4 protein-coding genes are annotated in these 3,663 nt (G+C 60.1%); all 4 read left to right on the top strand.

Features of this window, described 5'->3' with window-relative positions:
- Positions 1-195 precede the first annotated feature (195 nt).
- The 4 genes from QZ638_RS22865 (at position 196) to QZ638_RS22850 (ending at position 3,609) form a co-directional block, all read left to right on the top strand.
- Positions 196-1,188, top strand: coding sequence for an iron ABC transporter permease (locus tag QZ638_RS22865; RefSeq protein ID WP_295814985.1), 993 nt, complete (start codon positions 196-198; stop codon positions 1,186-1,188).
- Positions 1,185-2,228: an iron ABC transporter permease gene (locus QZ638_RS22860; RefSeq protein ID WP_295814983.1), complete on the top strand. Its 1,044-nt coding sequence runs from the start codon at positions 1,185-1,187 to the stop codon at positions 2,226-2,228. The genes QZ638_RS22865 and QZ638_RS22860 overlap by 4 nt, the downstream gene beginning before the upstream one ends.
- Positions 2,221-3,057, top strand: coding sequence for an ABC transporter ATP-binding protein (locus tag QZ638_RS22855; RefSeq protein ID WP_295814980.1), 837 nt, complete (start codon positions 2,221-2,223; stop codon positions 3,055-3,057). Before QZ638_RS22860 ends, QZ638_RS22855 begins: the two co-directional genes overlap by 8 nt.
- A gap of 285 nt (positions 3,058-3,342) precedes the next feature.
- Positions 3,343-3,609: a sel1 repeat family protein gene (locus QZ638_RS22850; RefSeq protein WP_295814979.1), complete on the top strand. Its 267-nt coding sequence runs from the start codon at positions 3,343-3,345 to the stop codon at positions 3,607-3,609.
- Positions 3,610-3,663: the final 54 nt, after the last annotated feature.

Raw genomic sequence — 3,663 nt, 5'->3', positions numbered from 1 at the left:
ACTCCCGGAGGTCAATACGAAAGCAGCGAGCCATACCGCCGATAGAAGGGGAAAGAAGCGCATGTCTGTCTCCTGTTGTGAAACGACGTTCTGTCGAACGGCATGACCAATCAAATGCTGTGTCGCAATGTCAAGTTTGAAGTTGACATAGATATTCAACTTCTGAAATGCACCTGTGACGAAAATGAGAGACAAATGTCGCGTTATCTTCCTCATGCCGTTTTGACTGCGGGGATCGCTTTGCTGGCGATCATAAGCCTGCATGTAGGGATACGCTTCACCCCGGGACATGAGGTGTGGCGTGCGTTGACACAGGGCGGAGACGATCAGGCCGCACTTATCGTGAACACGCTGCGCGTGCCGCGCACCCTCATAGCATTGGTGGTGGGGGCGGCCTTGGGACTCTCCGGCCTTTTTCTGCAGACAGCAACACGCAATCCGTTGGCCGAGCCGGGACTTCTCGGCATCAACGCCGGCGCCGGCTTCGCCGTGGTGCTTTTGGTCGTCATAAGCGGGGCGAGTTCGCTGTCCGCGATCGCGGCTGCAGCCTGTTTCGGCGCGCTTTTATGCGCGCTTCTTGTCTTCTCACTCGCCTTTTCGGCCGGCGGCATATCCTCTCCATCCTATCTGCTCCTTGCCGGCGTCACGGTCGCGGCTCTTCTGTCGTCCGGCATTCAAATCGTCATCGTGGCGGACGAGCGGACGATGGAAGAGCTGATTTTCTGGCTTTCCGGCGGTTTTGCCGATCGCGATGTCCAACTCCTTTATCTTGCAGCGCCCGTCGTGCTCATCGTTGCAACCGCCGGCATAGGTCTGTTTCCGATGCTGGATGCGCTCTTGACCGACGATACAACCGCCGAAGCGCTCGGAGTTCCCGTATTGAAAGTGCGCCTTGCCGTACTGGTGTTGGCGGCGCTCCTGGCCGGTGTCAGCGTCTCTGTGGCGGGACCCGTCGCCTTCATCGGCCTTGCCGCGCCCCATCTGGCGCGGTTGAGCGGCCCGGTGAGTCACAGGGAACTGATTCCGCTTTCTCTGCTGGCCGGCTCGGCGCTGGCGCTGGCTGCGGATATTGCAGCCCGTTTCGTCATTTATCCGTCCGAGGCCCCGGTCGGCGTTCTCCTGGCTGCGGTCGGTGTGCCGATGTTGCTTTATCTTCTGCAGCGCAAGCGGCTGGAGGCGGGGATATGACGGAGTTGGCGTCTGCGCGTCCCCTGCCACGCCTGTTTTCACGCATGGCTGTTCTCACTTGCTGTGCTGTGCTTGTTACGGCGCTTTCGCTCGCGAGCGTCGCGCTCGGCAGTTCGGGCATGTCGCTAAAACGTGTTCTTCTTGCCATTGCCGGGTCTGGCGAACGCAGTGACACGATCATCATATGGTCGCTGCGCATGCCACGGATCGCCATGGCCGCTTTGAGCGGAATGGCGCTCGCGCTCGCCGGTTTTGTCCTTCAGCGCGCAACGCGCAATGTACTCGCTTCACCATCGGTGCTTGGGATTGTCGATGGCGCGGCGCTTGGCGTTATGGTCTTTCTCTTCGTTTTCAGCAATGAATCGAACGCGCTCACCGTGAGCATCATGTGGCAGCCCTGGGCCGCTGTTTTCGGGGCGCTCGTCTTCGCCGGCATCGTAATCCTGCTTGCCGTACGCACCGGAGCGCCGCCGCTGCGCACCATACTCTATGGCGTCGCGCTGGGTGCTTTGGCCAAGGCCGGCGTTACGCTTTTTCTCGTCGACGGTCCGGTCCACCGTGCGAGTCAGGCCGCCATGTGGCTTGCCGGTTCCGTCTATCAAGCACGCTGGACCGATGTGCAGGTGTTGGCGATCGGTCTGTCGCTTCTGGTCCCGTTGGTCTTCGGATTGGCGCGCCGGATGGACCAGCTTCAACTCGACGAATCGAGTGCCCGAGCAACTGGCCTGCCCGTGCGCGCGACCCAGTTGTTGCTTTTCGCTGTTGCCACCACATTGACGGCGGCGGCCGTGTCCTTCGCTGGCGCCATCGGGTTCGTCGGCCTCGTCGCGCCGCACATTGCGCGGCTTGTCGTCGGTGGCCGCGCAGGTGGACAGGCGCTGGGCGCAGCATTTATCGGCGCCGCGATCGTCATTGTCGCCGACCTGGTCGTGCGTGTGTGTTTTGCGCCCCTCGAAGTGCCCGCCGGCGCGGTCACTGCAGTCATCGGTGCCCCTTACTTCCTCTTTATTCTGATACGCGCGGGTAGAGTTCATGCATAAGGACCATGCAAAAGAGCGTGCCGAAGTGGAGTTGCGCGGTGCCGCACTCGGTTATCCGGGAAAACTCGTCTTTGACGCTCTCGACCTGTCCATTCGCGCCGGACGCCTCACTGCGCTTTGCGGGCCCAATGGTTGTGGCAAATCGACCGCCCTGCGCGCCATGCGGGCCATGCTGCCCGCCCGGGCTGGTTCCGTTCTTCTGCGCGACCAACCCGTGTCGGGATTGACGGCCAAAGTGCTTGCCCGCGAAATCGCCATGCTTACGCAAAGCCCGACCGCACCGGAGGAACTGTCTGTCGGGCAACTCGTGTCGCTTGGGCGCTACGCACACCGCAAGGCTTTCGCTTCCGATACCATGGTCGATCGGGAGGCCATCGCCACGGCGCTCGAGCAGACAAATCTTACCCACCTTACGGATCGTCCCATCGGTACGCTGTCTGGCGGTCAACTTCAGCGCGTTTGGATCGCGATGGTGTTGGCGCAGGCATCGCCCGTCATTCTTCTCGATGAACCGACAAACCACCTCGATATCGCCCATGCGCTGGACGTGCTGGCTCTCGTGCGTCGTCTTGGTGCGCAGGATGGCAAGACTGTCGTCGTTGTTCTGCACGATCTGAATCTTGCGGCCCGCTTTGCCGACGACATTGTTTTCTTCCGCGCTGGAAAGGTCGCCGGATGCGGCGCGGTCGAAGATGTCTTCCGCCAGAACCTGATCGAGGATGTGTTCGGTATCGAGTGCATCGTTCGCCAGGAACCGGCTTCCGGACGGCCTTTCTGTATCCCCTTGGCCGCTTGTCCAACACGTCGCGATCGTCCAGAGCAGGATTAGAATTTTCAGAAAATTCGCTCTTCAAGCGTTTCGCATGGTTAGCGAAATCTTGAGATCGCCGTTAACGAAATAACGGGGCGCCCATCGTTGAAACCCCAAGGCCGCGCGGGTTTGCGATGCTTAACAAAATCAGGCGTTTACTGAAAATTTGAATTTTGTTTTCTTCAAATTAAGCACAAGATTTAACGGCGATTTCAGCCGCCCCCTGCATTCTCGGAAACATCGAAGGGCTGGCCCTGGACGGGCAAACATAAGGCTCTCGGGAGAAAAACAGGGATTTGAATTATGGCACGTTATGACGTTCAGGAAGCAGGCTTCGGTACGGCTGGTTCGTCCACCCAGGCCGACGTGCTGTTTCAGCTTGGAATGATGTATGCGACTGGCCGCGACTGCGATGTCGATCTGGTGGCCGCGCACAAATGGTTCAACATCGCGGCCATCAAAGGCTCCGAACGCGCCGCGGAGCTGCGTTCGGAAGTGGCTGCCGGCATGTCCAAGCCGGAACTCGCCAAGGCGCTGCGCGATGCACGCGAATGGATGACGATGCACTGATGCCGGGGGGCGGAACGTTCAGGGCCGGGCCGGAGATCGGCTGGCCCTGAACGG

Origin of the sequence: uncultured Nitratireductor sp., from assembly GCF_913053745.1 — a bacterium.
Taxonomy (GTDB): domain Bacteria; phylum Pseudomonadota; class Alphaproteobacteria; order Rhizobiales; family Rhizobiaceae; genus Nitratireductor.
Note: the sequence above shows the minus strand (reverse complement) of the source record. Positions and strands in the feature narration are given on the sequence as shown.

Bases quoted from the DNA above. Each gene is read 5' to 3' on its own strand.
- QZ638_RS22865 (WP_295814985.1), top strand. From the start codon at position 196: ATGTCGCGTTATCTTCCTCATGCCGTTTTGACTGCGGGGATCGCTTTG.
- QZ638_RS22860 (WP_295814983.1), top strand. From the start codon at position 1,185: ATGACGGAGTTGGCGTCTGCGCGTCCCCTGCCACGCCTGTTTTCACGC.
- QZ638_RS22855 (WP_295814980.1), top strand. From the start codon at position 2,221: ATGCATAAGGACCATGCAAAAGAGCGTGCCGAAGTGGAGTTGCGCGGT.
- QZ638_RS22850 (WP_295814979.1), top strand. From the start codon at position 3,343: ATGGCACGTTATGACGTTCAGGAAGCAGGCTTCGGTACGGCTGGTTCG.